The 315-nt window shown below is 70.2% G+C and carries 1 pseudogene; it reads left to right on the forward strand.

The window, feature by feature from the left end:
- A pseudogene (locus tag BIU95_RS18325) lies at nt 1-315 on the forward strand (MFS transporter); the annotation flags it as partial.

Below are 315 nucleotides of genomic sequence, written 5' to 3' on the forward strand. Positions count from 1 at the left end.
CCGCTCGCTCGCGGTCCTCGCCTCGAACACCTTGACGCCGCCCGCGGACGCCGTCGGCCCCGTCCGGCTCAGCCCCGCAGATCTCCCGCCGGTGTCCTTGCACGCCTCACCCGCAGCGGTGTTCCACCGGCTGGTCCTGCGCCGGACGATCGCCATCGGGGTCGCGTCGTGGATGGCCTTCGGGGTGCAGGTCACGCTGAACTTCCTCATGCCCACGCTGCTCGTCGAACGTGGGTACTCCGTCTCGCAGAGCCTGCTGTACACGATGATCATGAACGTCGGCTCGCTCCTCGGGTGCACCGCCGCCGCCCTGCT

It is taken from the genome of Curtobacterium sp. MCBA15_007, assembly GCF_001864905.1.
GTDB classification, from domain to species: Bacteria; Actinomycetota; Actinomycetes; order Actinomycetales; family Microbacteriaceae; genus Curtobacterium; species Curtobacterium poinsettiae.